We start from the raw sequence: 25,035 nt of genomic DNA on the forward strand, positions 1-25,035 counted from the left end.
CGGTTATTACTTGAATCCGCGCAATAGAGACTCTTCTGGACTTGAAGTTTTTTTAAAAGATAATGATGAAATAAAAGAAAGGTATTCCATGCTTATTGAACATGATAATGTAAGGTTGGGATTGATTAAAAAAAATGGAAAGCTACACAATTTGCAAAAGTTTAGAGTCAAAACTTAAAAAAACCGCTAAGGAAATCCTTGCGGGCTTTTTATTTGAGCCTGAATAAAGTTACCAGGCCTGGTGAGTTTGAAAAAAACTTAAACTTCTAAGTAGTCCAAAATCCCTTCTGCGGCTGAACGACCTTCGGCAATGGCTTCTACTACTAAGCTTGAACCACGAACCATATCACCACCCGCAAAGATTTTTGGGTTGGTGGTTTGGAAAGGGTATAAAGACTTGTTAGATGCTACAACACCATTCCAGTTATTGATTTCGATTCCATAATCCTTAAACCAAGCAGGTGGATTTGGTTGGAAACCGAATGCGACGATAACCGCATCACATGGAATAATAGTTTCAGAACCTTCAACCATCTCTGCACGACGACGACCATTTTCATCTGGCTCACCCATACGAGTTTGAATGACTTTAAGACCTTCTACTTTACCATCACCAACAACTTCTACTGGCGCAAGGTTAAATTTGAATTGAACACCTTCTTCTTTAGCATTTTGTACTTCGGCACGTGAACCAGGCATGTTGGCTTCGTCACGACGATAGACACAGTAAACATCATCAGCACCTTGACGAATTGAGGTACGTGTACAGTCCATTGTGGTATCACCACCACCAAGTACAACCACCTTTTTACCTGCCATGCTTACGAATGGTTCTGGTGTTTGTTCCATGCCAAGTTCGTGTTTAACATTACCGATTAGGAAGTCTAATGCTTTGTAAACACCTGGAAGATCTTCACCCGGGAAGCGACCTGCCATTGGCTTGTAAGTTCCCATTCCTAGGAAAACGGCATCGTAATCATCTACTAATGATTGGAAAGAGATATCTTTACCAATCTCAGTATTACAGCGGAATTCGATCCCCATGCCTTCTAAGATTTCACGACGACGTTTTACAATGTCTTTGTCTAGTTTGAATTGTGGAATACCAAAAGTAAGTAGGCCACCAATTTCTGGTTGTTTTTCAAATACAACGGGTTTAACACCGTTGCGAATTAAAATATCAGCCGCAGCAATACCTGCTGGACCAGCACCTACGATAGCGACTTTTTTATCGGTCATGACTACGTCAGAAATATCAGGAGTCCAACCGGCTGCAAAGGCGGTATCGGTGATGAATTTTTCAATTTGTCCAATAGTTACGGCACCAAAATTGGTGTCTTCTAAGGTACAAGCTTGTTCACACAGCCTGTCTTGCGGGCAAATACGACCACACATTTCTGGAAGTGAGTTAGATTTGTGGGAAATCTCAACGGCTTCCATAATGTTGCCTTCCGCCACTAACTTTAACCAGTTTGGAATGTAGTTGTGAACTGGACAAGCCCATTCGCAGTATGGGTTACCGCAGTGCAAACAACGATCTGCTTGCGCAATAGCATCTTCTAATTTGAATGCAGAATAGATTTCCGTAAATTCTTTGTTTCGGGTATTCGCCGCTTTCTTTTCAGGAAGCTGGCGGTTTAATTCTAAAAATTGTCTAACATTTGGCATTTTCAGTCTTCCTTAGTCAGCAGCTTTAACAAATAGGTCGAAGAGTTTATCTACGTCAATAGCACGCGATTTAACTAACCAGAATTGGCCAATAAAGGCGCTGAAGTTGTTAAGCACTTCTTGACCCCAGGCACTGTTGGTTTTAGCAACGTATTCTGTTATTAACTCTTTTAAATAAACACGGTATGCTTCGGTGCATTCAGTGTCAATACGAATGGCTTCAACCATTTCTGTATTCAGACAATCAGGTAGTGATGTAGTTTCATCAAGAATAAAGGCCATACCACCTGACATACCGGCACCAAAGTTCACGCCTACTTCACCTAAACTTACAACGGTACCACCCGTCATGTATTCACAACCGTGATCGCCTAAGCCTTCAACTACGGCCGTGGCACCAGAGTTACGAACACCAAAGCGTTCACCACCAGTTCCGTTAGCAAATAATTTACCGCCTGTTGCACCGTATAAACAGGTGTTACCAACAATTGGCGTGTTTTTAGGGTTAAATGTACTGCCAGCAGGTGGGCGAATAACAATCTCACCACCAGCCATACCTTTACCAACGTAATCGTTAGCATCACCATCTAGGTGTAGGTTTAAGCCATCAACGTTAAATACACCAAAAGACTGCCCCGCAATACCTGTAAGTTTTAGGGTGATTGGCGCATCTTTCATTCCGGTATTGCCATAACGTTCTGCAATTTCACCAGCAACACGAGCACCAATTGAACGGCCTGTGTTTACAAGGTTAAATTCAAAAGTACCCCCTGTTTTCGCTTCGATAGTTGGTAAGGTTTCTCTTACCATATGTTCTGCGATATCACCGTGATCCCAAGGATTATTGCGTTTAACTTGAACAGTATGTGGTTTATCAGCCGGAATACCTGCATCAGTAATAAAGGCAGATAAATCGATATTTTTCTGTTTTTCAGTTAATGGGTTATCGATCATTTTTAATAGATCAACACGGCCAACAAGTTGTTCTAAACTCGATACACCTAGTTTAGCCATCCACTCACGGGTTTCTTCGGCAACAAACTTGAAGTAGTTCATGACCATTTCAGGCATCCCAATAAAGTGTTCTTTACGTAGACGCTTATCTTGTGTTGCAACGCCTACTGCACAAGTATTTAAGTGACAAATACGTAGGTATTTACAACCTAGCGCGATCATTGGTACGGTACCAAAACCAAATGACTCGGCACCTAAAATAGCAGCTTTAACAACGTCTAGCCCTGTTTTTAGACCACCATCTGCCTGTACGATAACTTGGCCACGCAAGTCATTAGCACGTAATACTTGGTGTGTTTCTGCTAGACCCATTTCAAATGGGTTACCTGCATATTTAACCGATGTCATTGGTGAGGCACCTGTACCACCGTCATATCCTGAGATAGTGATAAGGTCAGCGTATGCTTTAGCCACACCTGCGGCAATAGTTCCTACGCCTGGTTCTGCAACCAGTTTTACCGATACTAATGCATTAGGGTTAATTTGTTTTAAATCGTAGATTAGCTGGGCTAAATCTTCGATTGAGTAAATATCGTGATGCGGTGGAGGTGAAATTAAGGTAACTCCTGGTACAGAGTGACGTAATTTAGCAATGGTTACATCTACTTTGTGACCAGGAAGCTGTCCACCTTCACCAGGTTTAGCACCTTGTGCAACTTTAATTTGTAGTACTTCAGCATTGCGTAGGTAATGTGCGGTTACGCCAAAACGTCCAGAGGCAATTTGCTTAATTTTAGACATTCTTTCTGTGCCGTAACGCGCTGGGTCTTCAGCACCTTCACCTGAGTTTGAGCGTGCGCCTAAACGGTTCATTGCTGTAGCAAGTGATTCGTGTGCTTCTGGTGACAGTGCACCTAATGAAATACCTGCAGAATCAAAACGTTTAAAGATTGATTCAATTGGCTCAACTTCATCTAAGTTTATCGGTTTAATTCCCTCTTTAAAGGTAAATAAATCACGAATCGTCATTGCTGGACGGTTGTTTACCAATTCACGGAATTGGTTATATTTGGCTTGATCGTCTTTTTGCACCGCTTCACGAATACTGTTAACCACTTCTGGATTAAAGGCGTGGTATTCACCACCGTGAACATACTTAAATAAACCACCTTGCTGTAAAGGCTTGCGTGGGTTAAATGCTTCCCAGGCTAGGCGGCGTTGGTCTAGTTCAATGTGTTCGTATTTTGTACCTTGAATACGTGATGGTGTGCCTTTGAAACAAAGGTCAACTATCTCTGAACTTAAACCAACGGCTTCAAATAATTGTGAACCACGGTAAGAGGTAATGGTTGAAATACCCATTTTAGAAAGGATTTTAAATAACCCTTTATTAATGGCTTTACGGTAATTGCCAATGTATTTAGTGACAGAAATATCTTTACTAAGTTCATTGGTACGAAGCATGTCTTGAATACTTTCGTAAGCCATATATGGGAATACCGCAGTTGCACCGTAACCAAATAACACCGCAAAGTGGTGTGGGTCACGAGTGGTTGCCGTTTCAACGACAATATTTGCTTCTGTACGAAGTTCTTTATCAATTAAGTAATGGTGTACCGCACCTGTTGCCATGGCTGCAGGAATGGTTGTATGACCATTTTTAATGTCTAAATCGCTTAAAATTAGAATGGTTTTACCGGCTTTTACTTCCGCTTCTGCTTGTGCACAAACCGCTTTAATAGCTGCTTCTAAGCCCATTTCTTCATGGTTATAATGCAGTGATATTTTGCAGTTTGCGTAACCGTCTACTTTAATTGATAGCAGTTGTTCCATCATTGATGGACTTAAAACTGGAGACTGAACTTCTAAACGTTTTGCGTGATCTGGCCCTTCAGTAAACATGTTTAGCTCTTTACCAAAACAGGTATTTAAAGACATAACGATGTTTTCACGTAATGGGTCAATTGGTGGGTTTGTTACTTGAGCAAACATTTGACGGAAGTAGTCAAAAATTGATCGTGCTTTATGCGAAAACACAGGTAAAGGTGCATCATCACCCATAGATACCGTTGCTTCTTGACCGTCTTCAGCTAATATACGAATAACAGCATCACGTTCTTCAAAGGTAACTTGGAAGTATTTTTGATAAATATCAGCCGTTTTACTATCCCAACCTAGCGTTTTTTCTTCTTGCTTAAGTTTTTCTTCGATATGCATGTAACCTTCGTCCATCCATTTACGATAAGGTTTCGCATTTTTTAGCTGATTATCAATGTCTTCAGGTTTAATTAAAGTACCGTTTTCTAAATCAACAGCAATCACTTGGCCAGGTTTTAGACGACCTTTTTCTACTACATCTTCTGGCGCATAGTTATAAACCCCGATTTCAGAAGCAAATGTAATATGGCGATCTTTGGTAATCACATAACGAGTAGGGCGCAAGCCGTTACGGTCAACACCACAAATAGCGTATTTACCTGTGTTAAGAACCATACCTGCTGGTCCATCCCAAGGTTCCATATGCATAGAGTTGTACTCTAAGAAAGCCTTTTTGTCGGCATCCATAGATGGAATATTTTGCCAAGCAGGTGGTACTAATAGACGTAATGCTTGGAAGATGTGCATATCGCCCATCATTAAAATTTCCATCATATTATCTAAAGAGTTTGAGTCAGAACCTGATTGAGCTACTAAAGGCTTAAGTTCACCTAAATCTGGTAGTAAAGGCGTTGCAAACTTTTTCTGACGAGCCAGTGCCCAGTTACGGTTACCACGAATGGTATTTAATTCACCATTATGTGCTAAAAAGCGAAACGGCTGCGCTAAGCGCCATTGTGGTGTTGTATTCGTAGAAAAACGCTGATGGTAAGAGATTGATGATGATGCAAAAGCATCATTTTTAAGGTCAAGATAGAACTCTGGAAGTTCTTTAGGCATGACCAAGCCTTTATAGGCTAATAACTGTGAATTTAATGAAGCAACGTAAAATGTGTTGTCATTTGGTTCAATAGCCATTTCTGTTTTACGACGCGCTGTAAATAGTAAACGGTTGAACTGAGCTTCGTCCATATCAGCAGGAGCATTAACAAAGATTTGTTCAATAACGGGTTCCATACCAGCCGCTTGTGCACCAAGCACTTCTGAACGTACAGGGACTTTACGCCAGCCTGCTACTGTTAGGCCCTTGTTTGTTAAGGTTTTTTCTAAAAACGAACGCGCTGTTTGTGCTTTATCAGTATCTTGGTTTAAAAAAACCATACCCGCAGCGTAAGTGTCGGCTAATTCAAAACCGTGCTCTTTGGCAATAGACGCTAAAAAGGCAGTTGGTTTTTTAATCAATAAACCACAACCATCCCCTGTACAACAGTCAGCGGCAACACCACCACGGTGGGTCATGTTGGCGAGTGATTCAATAGACGTTTTAACAAGCCAATGGCTTGGTTTGTCGTCCATATTGGCAATCAAACCAAAACCGCAGTTCTCCTTTTCAAACTCGGGAGAGTATAGGCCAGTGATGTTAAGACCATTTGAGGATTGTATTGGGTTCATATTCGGTTTCCTGTCTATCAAATTTTGCACAAACAAATCTTGGTTAAATTTAGTTAACCTGTTGATATGCAAGGGATTTGTCTCGTTTCAGCGCGTTCAAGTAGTAAAAATAAGAGCGGAATTATACTTTATTAAGGCAATTAGAATCAAATTTTACCATTGTTTTAGCCCGTTTACGTTGGTTTATTGTGTTGTATGGTACATTTTGTGTTTGATTATTTGCTAAGGCTTTGAATTGGTGCAAAAGGTTGCCAGTATGGGGTTGTGGTCTGAGATGTGTGTTATGTCTAAAACCATTGAGGATTGAAGAGTCAAACCTCTAAAAAATATGTGGTCAAGCGGCTGTTTTAAAATGGATTTAATGACACGTGGGTCAGTATAGGAGACTTTTTCTAAGCCAAGTTTGTGAGTGGCTTGTGTGAGTGTTTTGGTTCTTTTTTTATTCCAAGTATTAAAATCGCCACTAATAATCACCGGGCCTGTTATGTGTTCTAAGTAGTGTAACAATTTAGAGAGTTCACGCTGAAATACACTGTGTGAAACAAAAATAACAGAGTGAATGTTAATGTGCGTAAGAACCTCTTGATTGTTGAGTTTGTGTTGAGTAATTAGAGCAGTTTTATGGGTTGCCCAGCCAAATTCTCGACTATGCGTTAAACATTGTTGCAGCGGTTTTATTATGGTGCTTGAGGCGGTTAGTACGCCATAGTGATTTTCTTTGGTTTGTATATTAGGCGCCATAACAAAAGATTGATTAAAAAAAGAAGTTTGGTAGGGCAGGGTGTTGGCTTCTTGTAGTGACAAAATATGCGGTTCATGGTTAAGAATGGGTTGTTTGAGTAACTCATTAATACTGCGATGTGTAAAGTGAATAAAATCTATTTTATGAAGGTTCCAGGCTAAAACGGTAAAGCACTTTGGCAATACATCGGTTGTATTTTGGCTTGTGTGAAACTGAGAGATTGGTGTGTATTTAGGTTTTAGCATAATGAGTGTTTTTTATAAAATAGGGGCAAAAATACGCGTTAAGTTTTCTAATAAACGGTGATGTTTTTTGGGGCTAGATTTGTAAGGTTTAGCTTGACTGACTAACTCATTAATCCAGTTTTTCATTTCACTAATTAGGGGTGCTGAATAGATAAAATTAACAATTTCATGGTTAATAAACATGGATCGGTAATCTAAATTAGCTGAACCAATAACAACGCAATTATCATCAATCATCATTAATTTAGCGTGCAACATAACAGACTGATCTAAATAAATTTTACCACCATTTTCGTAGAGCTCTCTCATATAAGAGCTGCGACCTAAATCAAAAACAATATGGTCAGATTGGTTTGGGGTAATTAAGTTGACGTTTACCCCTCTTTTTATGGCGACTAAAATGGCATTCATGAGTGAGTTATCAGGAATAAAGTACGGGCTAACAATGTCTATGCGATGTTTTGCCGAGTAAATACTTTGTAAAATGGCTTCAAAAAGTACATCTTTTTCAATGTCTGGGCCTGCAGGAATGACTTGAATGATTTCGTTTTTATTTAAGACATTAGCGGGTTTTCTGTCTACTGAAATACTAGGTTTAACTTCTGTGTTGGTTGAGTACGCCCAGTCGGCATTAAAAATGTTTTGATACAGTAATGTTGACGGGCCTGTTATTTTTAACAGTAAGTCTTTCCATTGTTTATTGGGTTTTATAGAAGTTTCTGGTGCTAGATAATCGCTTGAAATATTCATACCACCAGTAAGTAATGTATGACTGTCAAACAGATAAATTTTGCGATGGTTTCTTAAGTTGATTTGACTATTTATCGCCGATTTGAATAGCGGTTGAAAAAAAGCAACTTTTCCGCCTGCATTTATAAAAGGAAGCAGCTTTTTTTGATTCCGATATAAAGCAAAGGAACCAATAGCATCGATTAATAAACAAATGTCTAAGCCATCTTTTGCTTTTTTAATCAGAGCGTTAAAAATAGCTTGTCCCGTATCATCGAGTTCAAAAATATAAGTTTGTATGTAAATACTCGTTTTAGCCGATTCAATTTCATCCATAAAAGCGTCAAATGCCGCATTTGAAGTAATAAATGTTTGAATGCTGTTATTTTGAGTTGCTCCAGGTAGGTTGTTAGCTGTAAGGATGTTATTAATGCTTTTACCCAGAAGCCCATGAGGTGTGTCATTCTCAATGTCGGGGAGTTTAATAATGGGTTTTTTGTGTTTGCTAAAAAATTTACGTGAACCTAGTACGGCATAAAGAATAAGCCCAAAAACAGGCAGTAATAAAATGGTTAATAACCAGGCCATTAAATTTTGCGGTGAACGTCTTTGGTAAAGAATATGCAGTATGGAGCTGATTACCAGAAAGGTATATAACAAGAATAGCCAAACAGATAGGTGATCTAAGTCACTTAGTATCGTCATTCAGAACTCCAATGGAAAAGTTGATGCCGTTAGAATAAGATGAATAATACAAATAGTCTATAAAAGACCAATAAGAAATTTAAAAAGCAGAAAGCACCAGGCCTGGTAAATTTAGAATTTACCAGGCCTGGTTATATTGCAAAAATAGATTGGGAATTACTTCTTACGAAGCGAAATACCGGTCATCTCTTCTGGCTGTTTGATTTCCATTAAATCAAGAAGCGTAGGCATAACATCTGGTAATGCTCCACCTGTTCTTAACTCAAGTTTTTGTGGACCAAAGTAAACTAATGGTACAGGGCACGTGGTGTGGGATGTTAATGGCTTGCCTGTTTCAGGGTCAACTAACATCTCCATATTGCCGTGGTCTGCCGTTACGATAATTTGACCACCAGCTTTTTCAATAGCGTCTAATATTTTACCTAAGGCTTCATCAACTGCTTCAACGGCTTTAACACAGGCTTCAAAGTTACCTGTATGTCCAACCATATCTGGGTTTGCAATGTTGCAAATAAAGGTGTCATATTTACTAGATTCAACCGCTTCAACAAGTTTCTCAGTTAGCTCACCTACACTCATTTCAGGTTGTAAGTCATAGGTACGAACTTGCGGTGATGGCACTAAGATTCGGTCTTCACCTAAGTAAGGCGCTTCTACACCACCGTTTAAGAAAAAGGTAACGTGTGCATATTTTTCTGTTTCAGCAATACGTAGCTGGCGTAATTTGTTTTTGGCAATAACTTCACCAAAGGTATTTTTTAACTTAGTTGGGCGGAACGCCACCGTAGCACCAAAGTTTTCAAAGTTTTTATTGTATTCAGTCAGCGTGACAAAGGCAGATAAAACAGGGGCTTTACAACGGTGAAAATCACCAAAGTCAGGCATAATAAATGCACTTGTAATTTGGCGCGCACGATCTGAACGGTAGTTCATAAAGATAATAGAGTCACCATCTTTGATTTTAGTGGCTTTGTCTTTTTTGTTTAAAATTGCGGTTGCTTCAACAAATTCATCTGTTTCGCCACGTTCATAAGCCATTTCTACTGCTTCTTTAGCGCTGCCGGCTTTATACTTGCCTTCACCACAACAAATTAAGTTGTACGCTTCTTGAATTCGTTCCCAGCGGTTATCGCGGTCTAGGGCGTAAAAACGACCAATTACAGAGGCAATTGTACAGTTTCCACCAATTTCTTTAATGTGTGCTTCAACGTCAGCAATATACTCTAAAGCACTTTGTGGAGAGGTGTCGCGACCATCGGTAAATATATGTAAAAAGGTTTTTGCACCACGATCAACCGCTAAAGATAATGCGGCTTTAATATGGCTAATATGTGAGTGAACACCACCATCAGAAAGTAGGCCTAAAATGTGAACAGAGCGATCACGTTCGGTGGCCTTGTCAACCGCGCTTAATAACGCGTTGTTATTAAAGAAGCGACCATCGTCAATGTCTTTTTGAATGCGAGTGAGTTCTTGATAAACCACGCGGCCAGCGCCTAGGTTCATGTGACCCACTTCTGAGTTACCCATTTGACCGTGCGGTAAACCAACATCTAAACCAGATGTGCTGATTAATGTATTAGGGTTGTTAGCAACCAGCTTGTCCCAAACAGGCGTGTTGGCTTGAGCAATTGCATTGTATTCACGTTCTTCTCTGTAACCCCAACCATCAAGAATGAGTAGGCCAGTTGGACGATATTTGATTTTGATCTTTGGTTTTAAATCCTGAGACATTTTTTTCTACCATATAAATAATTAGTCAATTCGGTTTATTGTATCGACTTTCGCTGTTAAAATCATTAGGTTTAAAAATTAGCTTACTAAAGGAATATAAATGTTTAATGAATTCTTTCAAGAGCAGTGGCCATTATTTGTTGCTGTTGTTGTGGTTGTAGCCATGCTTGTTTATAGCTATGTTGGCGATAAGATAGCCGGTTACAAGTCAGTCAATACTGACGCAGCAACTCGACTTTATAATGATGATGCTTTTGTTTTAGATGTACGTTCGGCCAGTGAATATAAAGATGGTTATATTGGTAATGCTGTCAATATTTCTTCTACAGAAGTCGCTTCAAATATGGGAAAACTCCCAAAAGATAAAGATGCGCCTGTGTTGGTTTATTGTTTAAGTGGTGCGCGTTCTGCAAGAGTTGCATCAACAATGGCTAAAAATGGTTACACCAATGTTAATAATTTATCTGGTGGAATTAATGCATGGAAAGCCGCAGGTTTACCTGTTGGGCGTGAAAAGTCAAAAAAAAACAAAAAAAAGTGAAGCAGGTGAAATCGACAGCCGCTCAAGCTGAGAGTGTGGTCGATTTACCCGCAAAGGAAAATAAAATGTCTAAAGTTGTTATTTACTGCACCGCGACTTGCCCATTCTGTAATATGGCAAAACGTTTATTTGACGCAAAAGGCGTTGAGTACCAATCAATTGATATTGGTAATGATGCTCAAAAATGGGCCGATTTAGAAGCGAAAACAGGTCGAAATACCGTGCCACAAGTTTTTATTGGTGAACATCATATAGGTGGGTTTGATGATCTTTCAGCTGCAGATAAACGTGGCGAAATTGACCCTTTACTACAAGCCTAAAAACCTTAAAAGAGATCTTTGAATAAGTTTGTATAAAGGTCTCATCAATAAATATAAAAGATTATAAAAAATAATAGGAATCAAAATGTCTGAAGCACCAGAGCAAGCGTTTGTTATTCAAAAAATTTACACTAAAGATATTTCTTTCGAATCACCAAATACGCCAGAATTATTTGCTACCGAGTTTCAACCAGAATTAGGTATGGATTTAAATGTGGAAAGTAAGCACCTTGAAGGTGATATCTTTCATGTTATTTTGCGTGTTACTGCAACCACTAAGATGGAAGATAAAACCGCGTTTTTATGTGAAGTTGAGCAGGCGGGTATTTTTACGCTTTCTGGATTTAATGATGCTGAACTTGGTTATATGCTTGGTGTTCAATGCCCAACGGCGTTATTTCCTTATGCGCGTGAAGCGGTTTCAGATTTAGTGGCACGTGGTGGATTCCCGCAATTATTACTAGAACCAGTGAGTTTTGAAATGATTTATCGTGAGCACATGGAAGCGGCTCAGGCTAATGCGGAAGCAACAGAGCAATAAATTAAAAGAAGCATAGATTGAGCAAACGTCAAAAAATTACGGTTTTGGGTGCAGGTGCCTGGGGTACAGCATTAGCGATACATCTTGCTAAGGTTGGGCATTCGGTTAACTTATGGACTCACCGCAAAGAGCAGGCTGAAGAACTGGCCAAAAATCACGAGAATGCACGTTATTTGCCTGGTGTTGCTCTGCCTTCAAATCTAAATCCCCAATGGGATTTAGATTTGGCTCTAATTGATGTTGATGCGGTGCTATTTGTGGTGCCAAGTCATGTTTTTAGAGAAACGTTGGTTGCTGTAAAAACTAAATTGGTAAATGATCATTGCCATTTTGCGTGGGCAACCAAAGGGTTTGAGCCTGTGAGTCAGAAGTTATTGCATGAAGTGGCTTTTGAAGTTTTGGGTGAAACCTCCAGTGTGGCGGTGTTATCTGGGCCTACTTTTGCAAATGAAGTGGCTAAAGGTTTGCCAACCGCCATGGTAAGTGCATCAAATCAAGAGCAAGAAGCTCAATATTGGGCTGATCTGTTTCACAATGATGTCTTTAGGATGTATACGCAATCTGATATGGTTGGCGTAGAAGTTGGCGGCGCCTATAAAAATATTATGGCTATTGCTACTGGAGTGAGTGATGGTTTGCGTATGGGAGCAAATGCTCGTGCGGCGTTAGTGTCGCGCGGAATGGTTGAAATGATGCGTCTTAGTCAGGCATTAGGCGGGCAAACTGAAACCATGATGGGGTTGGCTGGTTTAGGTGATTTGGTGTTGACTTGTACCGATGACTTATCTCGAAACCGTCGGTTTGGCTTTGGTTTGGCAAGTGGAGTTTTGTCTTCAGAACAAGTGATGAATGAAATTGGTCAAGTGGTAGAAGGGGTTAAAGCGGTTAAAACCGTAAAACAATTGTCTGATAAGCTAAATTTAGATTTACCTATAATGGAACAGGTTTATTTATTGGTTACAGAGGCCATTTCACCTAAACAAGCTGTTTATGCTTTAATGTCACGCTCTGGTAAGTCTGAATAAACTAGTTATATTCAAGATTTACCAGGCCTGGTAAAAATGGATAATGACCAGGCCTGGTAAATCTTGATATTAGTGGCAATAGCCAATTAAAGCCTTGTTTTAAATGAAAGTATTTAAAGCGTCATATTAAAATCAAGCTGACGCCAAGCCTCATAAGCGACTACAGATACTGCGTTGGCTAAGTTTAAACTTCTTCCGCCCGGCATCATCGGAATCGTTAAGCGCTGTTCTTCTGGAAGGCTTGCAATAACATCTGCAGGCAGTCCGCGAGTTTCAGGGCCAAACATAAAAGCATCCCCATTTTCGAATTTTGGCTCGGTATAATATTGAGTTGTTTTGGTGGTTAACGCAAAAACTCGATTAGGTTTAATGCTGTTTAAACAGGCTTCAAGGTTTGCATGCTCGTAAACATGTGCCAGTTCAGCGTAGTCTAAACCTGCTCTTCTTACTTTTTTTTCACTTAAATCAAAAGAGATTGGGTGAATTAAGTGTAAATGAGCACCCATATTGGCACTTAGGCGAATTAACGCCCCGGTGTTTTGTGGGATTTCAGGTTCATAAAGAATAATATGTAACATATAGGAAAGTTTCTGTGGTTGATTTATCAGTTGATATTTGTGGTATTCATTTTAATTCCCCAGTAGCCATGGCATCGGGAAACGCTGGTTATGGCATAGAATACCAGGCTGTTTCTGGCTTTTCCAATAGAGATGTGGGTGCTGTGTTTTTAAAAGGCACAACTTTAGAGCCAAAATTAGGCAATAAGCCTGATAGAGTCATGGAATCACCAAGCGGTTTATTAAATTCTATTGGTCTACAAAATCCAGGGGCTCAATCGGTTATTAATGATTTATTACCTAAGTTGGATTTAAGTGAGTCACGCTTTATTATTAATGTATCGGGCTCAAGTATTGAAGAGTATGCCGAAGTAGTGCGTTTATTTAATGATACAGATTTACCCGCTATTGAAGTCAATATCTCTTGTCCAAATGTTAAAAAGGGTGGCGCTGCTTTTGGTAATGATCCAGATATGGCTGCAAGAGTGGTTGAAGCTTGTAGAAAAAGTACCGTTAAACCGTTAATTGTTAAGTTATCACCTAATCAAACCGATATTGCCGAAGGCGCAAGACGAGTGATTGAAGCGGGCGCCGATGCTTTGTCCGCTATTAATACATTAATGGGAATGCAAATTGACACCAATACGCGTAAGCCAACCTTAGGGAATAACCAAGGTGGGTTGTCTGGACCCGCTATAAAGCCTGTTGCCTTGTTAAAAGTACATCAGGTTTATCAAGTCGCCAAACAGCATAATATCCCTATTATTGGATTAGGCGGTATTGCCAGTGCAGAAGATGCAATTGAATTTTTCTTAGCAGGCGCTTCAATGGTTGCTATTGGTACGGCTATCGCAAAAGATCCGCTACTGGTTAAAAAAGTGAATAAAGGTATTGCACAATATATGCAAGCTAATGGTTATACCTCGGTTTCACAAATGACAGGTCAGTTACAATTAAATACCGATACAGTATTGTGTGGTGTCGTTTAAAGATTTGCCAGGCCTGGTAAATTAAAAGAATTTTAGATTTAAAAAAGAAAGTAATATGAAAACAGTACAAGAACAATTAGCCGTTATTAAACGTGGTGCAGAAGAGATTCTGGTTGAAAAAGAATTAATCGAAAAGTTAGAGAGTGGTAAACCGCTTCGCGTAAAGGCAGGGTTTGATCCAACCGCAGCCGATTTGCACCTAGGGCATACTGTACTTATTAATAAGTTAAAACAATTTCAAGATTTAGGTCATGAAGTGCTTTTTCTTATAGGTGATTTTACCGCTATGATTGGTGATCCAACAGGTAAAAGTACAACTCGTCCTCCGCTAACCGCTGAAGAAGTGGCTCAAAATGCTGAAACTTATAAAGAACAGGTTTTCAAAATTCTTGATCCAGCTAAAACCAAAGTTATGTTTAACTCTGAGTGGATGTCTAAAATGTCTGCCGCCGATATGATTCAGTTAGCGGGTAAACAAACTGTGGCCAGAATGTTAGAACGTAATGACTTTGGGGATCGTTATGCTTCTAATACGCCAATCGCCATTCATGAGTTTTTATACCCATTAGTTCAAGGTTACGATTCAGTTGCCATGGATGCCGATATTGAACTAGGCGGAACAGATCAAAAGTTTAACCTGCTAATGGGGCGTACTTTACAAGGTATTTACGGTAAACCGCAACAATGTACATTAACCATGCCTATTCTTGAAGGATTAGATGGTGTACAAAAAATGTCTAAGTCTTTAAATAACTATATAGGTATTAAAGATGAGCCAAATGATATGTTTGGTAAGGTTATGTCGGTTTCTGATGATTTGATGTGGCGTTATTATGAATTATTGAGTTTTGAGTCAATTGAAACTATTGAAGGGCTTAAAGAAGCAATCGCTAATGGTGAAAACCCACGTAATGTAAAAGTTAAGCTGGCGTTAGAATTAATAACTCGCTTCCATTCTCAAGAAGCCGCAGGCAATGCATTAAAAGATTTTGAAACCAAATTCTCAAAAAATGCCATCCCAGATGATATTGAAGAATTAACCATTACAGGTGAAATGCCATTGGCTAACTTATTAAAAGAAGCAGGCCTGGTAGGTTCAACCTCTGATGGGCACAGAATGACAAAACAAGGTGCCGTCAAGATTAATGGTGAAAAGGTAGACGATAGTCGTCAAATCATGCCAATAGATACCACAGCGGTTTATCAAGTGGGTAAACGCAAGTTTGCCAAAATTACAATTACTGCTTAGATAAAATGCATAGTGACTCTATCTAAAGAGTGAAATCTTTATAGGGTTAAAGCAATAAAAGGCGATGTCGACAGACATCGCCTTTTTGATTTGTGCCTAATGAGTGCTATTGAATAAATAAAAGACTCATTATTTAAGATAAAAGCAATCTATATAAATAAGCATCTACAGAATCTCTTAAATCCAAAATCCAGCAAAAAACAACAAAATGTGAATAACTCTGTGGATAAGTAGTGGGTAAGGTGGGGTTAAAAGGATATTTTAATAAAAACGTAAAAAAAGTATAAAAAAGTGAATAAAAGGGTTGCGTTGTTTGTGGAAATGACTAGAATACGCACCTGTTCCAACGCAGACACAGAAAACGACCTACGAAGTAGGAAGAAAGAAGTGGTTGAGAACACCGCCAAATAACGGCGTGTTAAGCACAACGTTATTTAAGTTGAGAAGAAAACGAGTTGAAAATAATTTAAAATAAATTGTTGACAACGAATTAGAAAACAACTTATAATGGGCGGCTTACCGAGAAGGAAAAGCAAGCGACTGAGTCGCCTTGTTTAGTCTTCTCGAAGAGACCTAAGTTCTTTAAAAATCAGGTAATTCAGAGATAATTTATGTGGAAACTCCTTGAGTGAGTAACCAAATAAAAAATCTCGATTTTTGACAAATTATGTATTTGGTAATAAATAATTTATTATTTATTTATCATGTTCACTTTGTCAATTCCGAGTGTTTATTTCCAGAGATGGAATTAAAATATATCAGCAAGATTAAACTGAAGAGTTTGATCCTGGCTCAGAATGAACGCTGGCGGTAGGCTTAACACATGCAAGTCGGACGGAAACGATAGAGAAACTTGTTTTTCTAGGCGTCGAGTGGCGGACGGGTGAGTAACGCGTGGGAATCTACCCTATAGTTGGGGACAACATATGGAAACGTATGCTAATACCGAATATGCTCTACGGAGTAAAGGTGCCCTCTCCTTGGAAGGTATCGCTATAGGATGAGCCCGCGTGAGATTAGCTAGTTGGTAAGGTAATGGCTTACCAAGGCAACGATCTCTAGCTGGTTTGAGAGGATGATCAGCCACACTGGGACTGAGACACGGCCCAGACTCCTACGGGAGGCAGCAGTGGGGAATATTGCACAATGAGCGAAAGCTTGATGCAGCCATACCGCGTGTGTGAAGAAGGCCCGAGGGTTGTAAAGCACTTTCAATTGTGAGGAAGATAGTATAGTTAATACCTATATTGTTTGACGTTAACTTTAGAAGAAGCACCGGCTAACTCTGTGCCAGCAGCCGCGGTAATACAGAGGGTGCAAGCGTTATTCGGAATTACTGGGCGTAAAGCGCGCGTAGGCGGATTATTAAGTCAGTTGTGAAAGCCCTGGGCTCAACCTGGGAACTGCATCTGATACTGGTAGTCTAGAGTTTAAGAGAGGGAAGTGGAATTCCAGGTGTAGCAGTGAAATGCGTAGATATCTGGAGGAACATCAGTGGCGAAGGCGACTTCCTGGCTTAAAACTGACGCTGAGGTGCGAAAGCGTGGGTAGCGAACGGGATTAGATACCCCGGTAGTCCACGCCGTAAACGATGTCAACTAGTTGTTGGTCTTATTAAAAAGATTAGTAACGAAGCTAACGCGATAAGTTGACCGCCTGGGGAGTACGGTCGCAAGATTAAAACTCAAAGGAATTGACGGGGGCCCGCACAAGCGGTGGAGCATGTGGTTTAATTCGATGCAACGCGAAGAACCTTACCATCCCTTGACATACCAAGAAGTTACTAGAGATAGTTTCGTGCCTTCGGGAACTTGGATACAGGTGCTGCATGGCTGTCGTCAGCTCGTGTCGTGAGATGTTGGGTTAAGTCCCGCAACGAGCGCAACCCTTATCATTAGTTGCTACCATTTAGTTGAGAACTCTAATGAGACTGCCGGTGATAAACCGGAGGAAGGCGGGGACGACGTCAAGTCATCATGGCCCTTATGGGATGGGCTACACACGTGCTACAATGGGGGGTACAAAGAGCAGCCAACTGGCAACAGTGCGCGAATCTCAAAAAACCCTTCGTAGTCCGGATTGGAGTCTGCAACTCGACTCCATGAAGTCGGAATCGCTAGTAATCGCGAATCAGAATGTCGCGGTGAATACGTTCCCGGGCCTTGTACACACCGCCCGTCACACCATGGGAGTGGATTGCAAAAGAAGTAGGTAGCTTAACCTTCGGGAGGGCGCTTACCACTTTGTGGTTCATGACTGGGGTGAAGTCGTAACAAGGTAGCCCTAGCGGAAGCTGGGGCTGGATCACCTCCTTTAAGATAAAGATGGTTACGAGCTTAAGTGAGTTTTCACATAAATTGTCTCTGAATTACATGAAAGTATAGTGAACGACCCGGGTCTGTAGCTCAGTTGGTTAGAGCGCACCCCTGATAAGGGTGAGGTCGGTGGTTCAAATCCACCCAGACCCACCAATTTTGGCTGTTTTGAATCTTTTAAAAACCTCGTTTGTAAATAACAAACTTCGATTTTAAAAATATCCAAACCATCTCAAAATTACCCTATTGGGGCTATAGCTCAGCTGGGAGAGCGCCTGCCTTGCACGCAGGAGGTCTGCGGTTCGATCCCGCATAGCTCCACCAATACTACTCTTAATGAGTTTTAGTTGGATGAAGAAGAAACCTTCTTGGTTCAATTGAGAGTTTATTAACAGTAGCATTGGATGTTTACGTTGAGTAAACAAACAATACTGAAAAAACTGAAAAGTTCTTTAACAATTTGGAATAGATCTCTCGATTGAGGCATTTAGATACAAGCTTCTTATTTATTTAAGATGTAGTTGGTTTAAAAACTCAATCAATGAGAAGCTCACCTCTCAGCCGACAATTTGAGAGGTGAGTGTGGTAAGTATCCCTTCCAGGTGCTTACCACGCAAAACTGGATAGTTTTTAAGCTTAGGCTTAGAAATTATCAAGTATAGGTAAAATATATAATTGAGAATACTCAAGCGTATATCATGACAGCGAAAACGAACGAGTCATGTCGTTCGTTTTAAAACTTTTAGTTACGTACACTCATCAGACCTTATACACAGAAGCATGTTCAATAAATGGTATAGCTACCAGAGCATGTGGAGTGAACAAAAGGCATAAGGTTATTTTTGAGTTGTATAGTTAAGTGACTAAGCGTACACGGTGGATGCCTAGGCAGAAGAAGGCGATGAAGGACGTAGTAACTTGCGATAAGCCAGGGGGAGTCAGTAAACATACTTTGATCCCTGGATTTCCGAATGGGAAAACCCATCCATTTATGGATATCCTGCTTGCAGGAGGCTAACCCGGGGAACTGAAACATCTAAGTACCCGGAGGAAAAGAAATCAACCGAGATTCCCTAAGTAGCGGCGAGCGAACGGGGACCAGCCCTTAAGCTGGTATAAGAATAGTAGAATGGTCTGGAAAGTCCAACGATACAAGGTGATAGTCCTGTATGCGAAATTCTTTTATCAGTGAAATCGAGTAGGACGGGACACGAGAAATCCTGTTTGAACATGGGGGGACCACCCTCCAAGGCTAAATACTCTCTTCTGACCGATAGTGAACCAGTACCGTGAGGGAAAGGCGAAAAGAACCCCTGAAGGGGAGTGAAATAGAACCTGAAACCGTGTACGTACAAGCAGTAGGAGCAGACTTGTTCTGTGACTGCGTACCTTTTGTATAATGGGTCAGCGACTTACATTATGTAGCGAGATTAACCGAATAGGGGAGTCGTAGGGAAACCGAGTCTTAAATGGGCGAATAGTTGCATGGTGTAGACCCGAAACCGGGCGATCTATCCATGGCCAGGTTGAAGGTGCCGTAACAGGTACTGGAGGACCGAACCCACGTATGTTGAAAAATGCGGGGATGAGCTGTGGATCGGAGTGAAAGGCTAATCAAGCCCGGAGATAGCTGGTTCTCCTCGAAAACTATTTAGGTAGTGCCTCATGTATCACTGTTGGGGGTAGAGCACTGTTATGGTCTAGCGGTCCGTCAAGGATTAGCAGCCCATTGCAAACTCCGAATACCAACAAGTGCAATCATGGGAGACAGACTGCGGGTGCTAACGTCCGTAGTCAAGAGGGAAACAACCCAGACCGCCATCTAAGGTCCCTAAATATTACTAAGTGGGAAAGGATGTGGGAAGGCTCAGACAGTCAGGAGGTTGGCTTAGAAGCAGCCACCCTTTAAAGAAAGCGTAATAGCTCACTGATCGAGTCGGCCTGCGCCGAAGATTTAACGGGGCTAAGTAATATACCGAAGATGCGGATGCCGTAAGGCATGGTAGAGGAGCGTCGTGTAAGCCTGCGAAGGGGCATTGTAAAGTGTCCTGGAGGTATCACGAGTGCGAATGCTGACATGAGTAGCGATAAAGGGAGTGAAAAGCTCCCTCGCCGAAAGACCAAGGTTTCCTACGCAACGTTAATCGACGTAGGGTTAGTCGACCCCTAAGACGAGGCCGAGAGGCGTAGTCGATGGGAAGCAGGTTAATATTCCTGCACTTTTTATTACTGCGATGGAGGGACGGAGTAGGCTAGATCAGCTTGGCGATGGTTGTCCAAGTTTAAGCAAGTAGGCAGAGAGTTTAGGTAAATCCGGACTTTTAATGCTGAGATGTGATGACGAGTCCTCTTTTGGACGAAGTGATTGATGCCATGCTTCCAAGAAAAGCTTCTAAGCTTCAGGTAATAAAGAATCGTACCCCAAACCAACACAGGTGGTCAGGATGAGAATTCTAAGGCGCTTGAGAGAACTCGGGTGAAGGAACTAGGCAAAATGGTACCGTAACTTCGGGAGAAGGTACGCCCTCTTAGGTTAAGGACTTGCTCCGTAAGCTCTAGAGGGTTGCAATAAAATGGTGGCTGCAACTGTTTACTAAAAACATAGCACTGTGCAAAATCGAAAGATGACGTATACGGTGTGACGCCTGCCCGGTGCCGGAAGGTTAATTGATGGGGTTAGCTTAGGCGAAGCTCTTGATCGAAGCCCCGGTAAACGGCGGCCGTAACTATAACGGTCCTAAGGTAGCGAAATTCCTTGTCGGGTAAGTTCCGACCTGCACGAATGGCGTAATGATGGCCACACTGTCTCCACCCGAGACTCAGCGAAATTGAAATCGCAGTTAAGATGCTGCGTACCCGCGGCTAGACGGAAAGACCCCGTGAACCTTTACTACAGCTTTGCACTGGACTTTGATACTATCTGTGTAGGATAGGTGGGAGGCTTTGAAACTTTAACGCCAGTTAGAGTGGAGCCAATCTTGAAATACCACCCTGATATTATTGAGGTTCTAACCTAGGCCAGTGAATCCTGGTCAGGGACAGTGTATGGTGGGTAGTTTGACTGGGGCGGTCTCCTCCTAAAGAGTAACGGAGGAGCGCGAAGGTACCCTCAGCACGGTCGGACATCGTGCAATGAGCGCAAGAGTAAAAGGGTGCTTGACTGCGAGACTGACACGTCGAGCAGGTGCGAAAGCAGGTTCTAGTGATCCGGTGGTTCTGTGTGGAAGGGCCATCGCTCAACGGATAAAAGGTACTCCGGGGATAACAGGCTGATACCGCCCAAGAGTTCATATCGACGGCGGTGTTTGGCACCTCGATGTCGGCTCATCACATCCTGGGGCTGAAGTCGGTCCCAAGGGTATGGCTGTTCGCCATTTAAAGTGGTACGCGAGCTGGGTTTAGAACGTCGTGAGACAGTTCGGTCCCTATCTGCCGTGGGCGTTGGAAATTTGAGGGAGGCTGCTCCTAGTACGAGAGGACCGGAGTGGACGAACCGCTGGTGTTCGGGTTGTTATGCCAATAGCATTGCCCGGTAGCTACGTTCGGAAAGGATAACCGCTGAAAGCATCTAAGCGGGAAACCTGTCCCAAGATTAGATTTCCCTAGACTATAAGTCTTCTGAAGGGCCGTTAAAGACTATGACGTTGATAGGCAAGGTGTGGAAGTGCAGTAATGTATGAAGCTAACTTGTACTAATTACCCGTGAGGCTTAACTATACAACTCAAAAGTAACTTTTGTAAAAGTGAAGAAGAGAACGTAACTAAGAGTTTAAAGTAGTTATGGTATACCTTGAGTATTCAAGAATATATATGAAACCAAATTAAAGTAAGGCTGAGAAATCAGGTTTATGAATAGACGATCTATTCCAAAGAATTTTACGAGGTTGATACCAATCAGCCCGTAACACCAAATTGCTTGGTGACAATAGCAAGATGGAACCACCTGATCCCTTTCCGAACTCAGAAGTGAAACGTCTTAGCGCCGATGGTAGTGTGGGAGGTCCCATGTGAGAGTAGGTCATTGCCAAGCTTATATTCTAAAAACCCGTTATATCCTAGATATAGCGGGTTTTTTTTTGCCTTTTTTTAAGTTTAAAAATTTGTTTTTTTGAATGGATTAATATTTGAGTAAATCCGCTAAACTCAAGGGATATACCTGTTTATTTTCGTAAATATAGTACTGTTTTTTGAAGGCTATCGTGTATGATATTGGCTACTTTGCAGTTTGTATTTACTGCTTTATTTAATATTGATACTGCTTTTAGTTATCACTCTGGTTAATTTTGTTATGTATAAGCTTTTTTTGGATATTGGTAACAGTTATATAAAATGGGCGTCCGTTATTAATGACACCTATGAAGTGTATGATGCAATTTCTTTTGATGATATTGATAAAGTTGGGTTGGGTTTATTTGAAATTAACGGTGCGCCAGATGTAGTTTATTTTTCTGCTGTTGGAGATGTTCATCGTATTGATGTACTAAAGCAATTAATTCAAAAAACATGGCAAGTTATACCGACCCAACTTACATCTCAAAAAGAGTGTTGTAATTTAATATCAGGATATAAAGAATTTAGTCAGTTAGGTGATGATCGTTGGTTTGCAATGCTCGGTGCAGTAGGGATATATAATGAACCGGTTATTATTGTCGATGCAGGAACGGCTTTAACGATTGACGCCATTTTAGATGGTGTGCATTTAGGTGGGTTTATTGTCCCTGGTTTACACTCAATGCGTTCTTCATTGGCATTAAACACAAATTCCTTACCAATGGTTAATGAAAGCAGTATGAGTGCAAATATCGATAATACGCAAGTGTTAGCCACAAATACTGTAGATGGTATATTAGGCGGTACTCTATATATGATGGCTTCTTTTATTAACCAAGTCATTTTAGATCTTAATAATCAGTTAGAAACACGCTTTAAAGTGATTATTACAGGTGGTGAAGCTTTAAATATATGCCGTCTGATTGATTATGAATTTGACTATATTCCTGATCTTGTTTTGCAAGGAATGGTTAATGTTGAAGAAAGTGTAAAAAAACAGTAATTATTTTATAAAAAGTTATTGACTCATTTTAATATCTCCTTATAATACGCAGCAACTTCGCCGACATAGCACAACTGGTAGTGCAACTGATTTGTAATCAGTAGGTTTCAAGTTCAAGTCTTGATGTCGGCACCATATTTTAAAGCCCGTAATTTTCTCTTAAATTACGGGCTTTTTTGTTATATAAACACGAATTGTACTGTGCTTTAACGACCTGTTATAATGCAGAATATTTGATACTGAAATTGGTAAGCCGAATGGAACAACAGTCTAGTTATACAACAGAAGAACTTTTATCAAGTGGCCGTGGAGAACTCTTTGGGCCAGGCAACGCACAATTGCCTCTACCTCCAATGTTAATGATGGACCGCATTACTCATATTTCAGAAGAGGGTGGTGCCTATGGCAAGGGCCAGATTCGTGCCGAATTAGATATTTCAGAAGATCTATGGTTTTTTGAATGCCATTTTAATGAAGACCCTGTTATGCCTGGATGTTTAGGACTAGATGCTATGTGGCAATTAATTGGTTTCTTCTTAGGTTGGACTGGTGGTCCAGGACGTGGGCGCGCTTTAGGTTCAGGTGAAGTTAAGTTTTATGGCCAAGTTCTACCAACAGCTAAAAAAGTAGAATATGTCATTGATATGAAACGTGTCATCAAACGTAAACTTTATATGGGCATGGGTGATGCTAAAATGTTTGTTGATGGACGTGAAATTTATAGTGCGTCTGACCTTAAGGTTGGCCTATTTACTAATACGGATAGTTTTTAATTATGAAAAGAGTTGTCATTACAGGTATTGGGATTGTTTCGAGTTTAGGAAACAATTCTGAAGAGGTTTTAGAATCACTTTATGAAGGTAAGTCTGGAATTGTCTTTGCCCCTGAATACGCTGAAAACGGATTACGTTCTCAGGTACATGGTGCAGTAAAAAATCTTGAATTCAAAGATCACATTGACCGTAAACAATTACGCTTTATGGGTGATGCGGCTGCATATTCATACATTGCCATGAAGCAGGCAGTTGAAGATTCAGGTTTGTCTGATGATCAAATTTCTAATCCACGTACTGGTTTAATTGCTGGTTCTGGTGGTGGTTCAAACTCAAACTCTACTGCAGCGGTAGAAACAGCTCGTGAAAAAGGTGTTAAACGTGTTGGGCCTTATATGGTTACTCGTACTATGGGTTCAACGGTTTCTGCTTGTTTGGCGACACCTTTTAAAATTAAAGGGATTAACTACTCAATCAGTTCTGCATGTTCAACCTCGGCGCATTGTATTGGTACTGCTGTTGAACAAATTCAGTTAGGTAAACAAGATGTTGTTTTTGCCGGTGGTGGTGAAGAGCTTCATTGGACAATGTCTGTTTTATTTGATGCAATGGGTGCATTATCAACCAAATATAATGATACCCCTGATAAAGCCTCTCGCGCTTATGATGTTGATCGTGATGGTTTTGTTATTGCTGGTGGCGGCGGAATGGTTGTTGTTGAAGAGTTAGAGCATGCTTTAGCTCGTGGTGCAAAAATATACGCTGAAATTACTGGTTATGGTGCAAACTCTGATGGTTACGATATGGTAGCGCCATCTGGTGAAGGTGCTGTACGTTGTATGAAGATGGCTTTAGATACTGTTGATGGTGAGATTGATTACATTAATCCACATGGAACTTCAACTCCGGTAGGAGATACTAAAGAAGCAGCTGCAATTCGTGAAGTGTTTGGTGATAAGATCCCACAAATCAGCTCTACTAAATCAATGTCTGGTCACTCTTTAGGTGCGGCAGGTGTTCATGAGCTTATTTATAGTCTATTAATGTTAGAAAAAGACTTTATTTGTCCTTCAATTAATATCGACAATCTTGATCCAGAGTGTGAGGGTATGCCAATTGTAACTAAGCGTATTGATAATGCAGGTTTGAACCGCATTATGAGTAATAGTTTTGGTTTTGGTGGTACAAACGCATCTGTAATATTTGAACGCTATAAAGACTAATTATGCTTTTTGCTTAATAAGCATTTAATTAAGTTAATTTACCAGGCCTGGTAAATAAAAAAACCGAGTTGAACAACTGTTCTTCTCGGTTTTTTTATGTCTAATATTCTTAAATTATTATTT

The 25,035-nt window shown here is 40.7% G+C and carries 15 protein-coding genes, 3 tRNA genes and 3 rRNA genes; 15 read left to right on the forward strand and 6 right to left on the reverse strand.

Annotated features, from left to right (window positions below):
* Nucleotides 1–258 precede the first annotated feature (258 nt).
* The 5 genes from ACYQ0E_RS02170 to gpmI form a co-directional block, all read right to left on the reverse strand.
* Nucleotides 259–1,668 (reverse strand): FAD-dependent oxidoreductase, encoded by a 1,410-nt coding sequence (locus ACYQ0E_RS02170; RefSeq protein ID WP_460186619.1) that lies wholly within the window; start codon nucleotides 1,666–1,668, stop codon nucleotides 259–261.
* A gap of 12 nt (nucleotides 1,669–1,680) precedes the next feature.
* On the reverse strand, nucleotides 1,681–6,171 hold the full coding sequence (gene gltB, locus ACYQ0E_RS02175) for a glutamate synthase large subunit (RefSeq protein ID WP_460186620.1): 4,491 nt from the start codon (nucleotides 6,169–6,171) through the stop codon (nucleotides 1,681–1,683).
* A gap of 222 nt (nucleotides 6,172–6,393) precedes the next feature.
* Complete coding sequence (locus ACYQ0E_RS02180; protein WP_460186621.1) at nucleotides 6,394–7,158, reverse strand: endonuclease/exonuclease/phosphatase family protein; 765 nt, start codon at nucleotides 7,156–7,158, stop codon at nucleotides 6,394–6,396.
* A 12-nt stretch (nucleotides 7,159–7,170) separates the two neighbouring features.
* Nucleotides 7,171–8,592: a cardiolipin synthase gene (gene cls, locus ACYQ0E_RS02185; RefSeq protein WP_460186622.1), complete on the reverse strand. Its 1,422-nt coding sequence runs from the start codon at nucleotides 8,590–8,592 to the stop codon at nucleotides 7,171–7,173.
* Nucleotides 8,593–8,748: 156 nt separating this feature from the next.
* Nucleotides 8,749–10,326: a 2,3-bisphosphoglycerate-independent phosphoglycerate mutase gene (gene gpmI, locus ACYQ0E_RS02190; RefSeq protein WP_460186623.1), complete on the reverse strand. Its 1,578-nt coding sequence runs from the start codon at nucleotides 10,324–10,326 to the stop codon at nucleotides 8,749–8,751.
* A 100-nt stretch (nucleotides 10,327–10,426) separates the two neighbouring features.
* On the opposite strand from gpmI, the gene ACYQ0E_RS02195 reads away from it, so the two are divergent.
* The 4 genes from ACYQ0E_RS02195 (at nucleotide 10,427) to ACYQ0E_RS02210 (ending at nucleotide 12,753) form a co-directional block, all read left to right on the forward strand.
* Nucleotides 10,427–10,867, forward strand: coding sequence for a rhodanese-like domain-containing protein (locus ACYQ0E_RS02195; protein WP_460186624.1), 441 nt, complete (start codon nucleotides 10,427–10,429; stop codon nucleotides 10,865–10,867).
* 5 nt (nucleotides 10,868–10,872) lie between these two features.
* Nucleotides 10,873–11,187, forward strand: coding sequence for a glutaredoxin 3 (gene grxC, locus ACYQ0E_RS02200; protein ID WP_460186625.1), 315 nt, complete (start codon nucleotides 10,873–10,875; stop codon nucleotides 11,185–11,187).
* 85 nt (nucleotides 11,188–11,272) lie between these two features.
* A complete protein-coding gene (gene secB, locus ACYQ0E_RS02205; protein ID WP_460186626.1) occupies nucleotides 11,273–11,728 on the forward strand; it encodes a protein-export chaperone SecB in 456 nt (151 codons plus the stop codon).
* A 17-nt stretch (nucleotides 11,729–11,745) separates the two neighbouring features.
* Nucleotides 11,746–12,753 (forward strand): NAD(P)H-dependent glycerol-3-phosphate dehydrogenase, encoded by a 1,008-nt coding sequence (locus ACYQ0E_RS02210; protein WP_460186627.1) that lies wholly within the window; start codon nucleotides 11,746–11,748, stop codon nucleotides 12,751–12,753.
* A gap of 113 nt (nucleotides 12,754–12,866) precedes the next feature.
* On the opposite strand, the gene ACYQ0E_RS02215 is transcribed toward ACYQ0E_RS02210, so the two are convergent.
* Nucleotides 12,867–13,331, reverse strand: a complete 465-nt coding sequence (locus tag ACYQ0E_RS02215; RefSeq protein ID WP_460186628.1) for a tRNA (cytidine(34)-2'-O)-methyltransferase — start codon at nucleotides 13,329–13,331, stop codon at nucleotides 12,867–12,869.
* 14 nt (nucleotides 13,332–13,345) lie between these two features.
* Between ACYQ0E_RS02215 and ACYQ0E_RS02220 the strand changes: the two genes are divergently transcribed.
* The 11 genes from ACYQ0E_RS02220 to fabB all read left to right on the forward strand — a co-directional run bounded on the left by ACYQ0E_RS02220 (nucleotide 13,346) and on the right by fabB (nucleotide 24,912).
* Complete coding sequence (locus ACYQ0E_RS02220; RefSeq protein ID WP_460186629.1) at nucleotides 13,346–14,299, forward strand: dihydroorotate dehydrogenase; 954 nt, start codon at nucleotides 13,346–13,348, stop codon at nucleotides 14,297–14,299.
* Nucleotides 14,300–14,354: 55 nt separating this feature from the next.
* A complete protein-coding gene (gene tyrS, locus ACYQ0E_RS02225) occupies nucleotides 14,355–15,548 on the forward strand; it encodes a tyrosine--tRNA ligase (RefSeq protein WP_460186630.1) in 1,194 nt (397 codons plus the stop codon).
* Between the two features lie 769 nt (nucleotides 15,549–16,317).
* Nucleotides 16,318–17,863: ribosomal RNA gene (locus ACYQ0E_RS02230) — 16S ribosomal RNA — on the forward strand.
* Nucleotides 17,864–17,942: 79 nt separating this feature from the next.
* Nucleotides 17,943–18,019, forward strand: a tRNA-Ile gene (locus tag ACYQ0E_RS02235).
* 92 nt (nucleotides 18,020–18,111) lie between these two features.
* Nucleotides 18,112–18,187 (forward strand) — tRNA-Ala (locus ACYQ0E_RS02240).
* A 529-nt stretch (nucleotides 18,188–18,716) separates the two neighbouring features.
* Nucleotides 18,717–21,580: ribosomal RNA gene (locus tag ACYQ0E_RS02245) — 23S ribosomal RNA — on the forward strand.
* A 198-nt stretch (nucleotides 21,581–21,778) separates the two neighbouring features.
* A 5S ribosomal RNA gene (rrf, locus tag ACYQ0E_RS02250) occupies nucleotides 21,779–21,893 on the forward strand.
* The 16S, 23S and 5S rRNA genes sit together here with 2 tRNA genes alongside, the layout of an rRNA operon.
* A 258-nt stretch (nucleotides 21,894–22,151) precedes the next feature.
* Entirely contained in the window at nucleotides 22,152–22,916 is a 765-nt protein-coding gene (locus ACYQ0E_RS02255) for a type III pantothenate kinase (protein ID WP_460186631.1), read from the forward strand.
* A gap of 59 nt (nucleotides 22,917–22,975) precedes the next feature.
* Nucleotides 22,976–23,051: transfer RNA gene (locus ACYQ0E_RS02260), tRNA-Thr, on the forward strand.
* A gap of 122 nt (nucleotides 23,052–23,173) precedes the next feature.
* The gene (gene fabA / locus ACYQ0E_RS02265) at nucleotides 23,174–23,689 is read left to right on the forward strand and encodes a 3-hydroxyacyl-[acyl-carrier-protein] dehydratase FabA (RefSeq protein ID WP_460186632.1); all 516 of its coding nucleotides are present in this window, start codon (nucleotides 23,174–23,176) and stop codon (nucleotides 23,687–23,689) included.
* A gap of 2 nt (nucleotides 23,690–23,691) precedes the next feature.
* A complete protein-coding gene (gene fabB / locus ACYQ0E_RS02270) occupies nucleotides 23,692–24,912 on the forward strand; it encodes a beta-ketoacyl-ACP synthase I (RefSeq protein ID WP_460186633.1) in 1,221 nt (406 codons plus the stop codon).
* The last annotated feature ends 123 nt before the right edge of the window (nucleotides 24,913–25,035 follow it).

It is taken from the genome of Thiomicrorhabdus hydrogeniphila (assembly GCF_054656895.1).